The organism is Pseudomonas vlassakiae, from assembly GCF_014269035.2.
GTDB classification, from domain to species: domain Bacteria; phylum Pseudomonadota; class Gammaproteobacteria; order Pseudomonadales; family Pseudomonadaceae; genus Aquipseudomonas; species Aquipseudomonas vlassakiae.
The window spans coordinates 75,528-76,825 of the sequence record NZ_JABWRP020000014.1 but is presented as its reverse complement, the minus strand read 5'-3'; the positions used below and the strand labels follow the sequence as shown (position 1 = coordinate 76,825).

1 protein-coding gene is annotated in these 1,298 nt (G+C 63.4%); it reads left to right on the top strand.

The window, feature by feature from the left end:
* The first annotated feature begins 139 nt into the window (after positions 1-139).
* Positions 140-1,297, top strand: a complete 1,158-nt coding sequence (gene macA / locus HU738_RS18320; protein WP_186603877.1) for a macrolide transporter subunit MacA — start codon at positions 140-142, stop codon at positions 1,295-1,297.
* Position 1,298 lies beyond the last annotated feature (1 nt).

Here is a 1,298-nt window from a genome sequence, read left to right as displayed (position 1 = left end):
TTGAAGGTGCCTCGGCCCAGTGGGAGCGGGTTCACCCGCGAATGCGATAGTGGCTCCACCGGCGCATTTGCGGGTGAACCCGCCCCCACAGGGCAAGAGGCAAGCTGTGATGATCTGATTTCAATGGAAGTGAGTGTTCATGGATAAGTCCAGATTCCGCAAGTTCAGCCTGGCCGCCGCCGTGGCCCTGGTTGCCGGCACCATCCTGTATGCCGTGCAAGCCCCGGCCAAGCCGCCGCAGTACATCACCGCCACGGTCGAGCGCGGCGATATCGAGAACGCAGTACTGGCCACCGGCATGCTCGAAGGCATCAAGCAGGTGGATGTCGGCGCGCAGGTTTCCGGGCAGTTGAAGTCGCTCAAGGTCAAGCTGGGCGACAAGGTCAGCGAGGGCCAGTGGCTGGCCGAGATCGACCCGTTGGTGTTGCGCAATACCTTGCGCCAGGCCGAAGTCGATGAGGAGAAACTGCAGGCTGAAAAGCGCTCGACCCAGGCCCAGCTCCGCCAGGCCAAGCGTGTGTACGAGCGCTACCGGGAATTGCAGGCCGACGAGTCGGTGTCGCGCCAGGACTTCGAGAACGCCGAGTCGGAATACGAAGTGCAGCAGGCCGCCGTGCGCTCGCTCGACGCACAGATCCAGAGCGCCCGGGTCGAGATCGACACGGCCCGGGTCAATCTCGGCTACACGCGCATCAACGCGCCGATCACGGGTCACGTGGTGGGCATCGTTACCCAGGAAGGGCAGACCGTGATCGCCAACCAGTTGGCGCCGATACTGCTCAAGCTGGCCGATCTTGACACCATGACAGTCAAGGCTCAGGTTTCGGAGGCCGACGTGATCCACATCACGCCAGGGCAGGAGGTGTACTTCACCATTCTTGGCGAGGACAAACGCTACTACGCCAAGTTGCGTGGCACCGAGCCTGCACCGCAAAACTACGCACAGAGCACCGACAAGAGCGATGGCAGCAGCACCAAGCCCAGCGGTGCGGTGTTCTACAACGCCCTGTTCGAGGTGCCCAACCCGGACCACCGACTGCGCATCTCCATGACCGCCCAGGTGCACATCGTCCTCGACACCGCCACTGGCGTGCTGACCATGCCGGTGGCGGCACTGGGCCTGCGTAACGCAGACGGTAGCTTCCCGGTACGGGTGCTCGATGCCAAGGGCTTTGCCCAGCTGCGCAACGTGCAGACGGGGATCAACAACAACGTCAAGGTGCAGATCAAGGACGGCCTGGCCGAAGGCGACCGGGTGGTGATCGGCGAGCCGGTGTCTGGCGAAGCAGGGGCGTGAG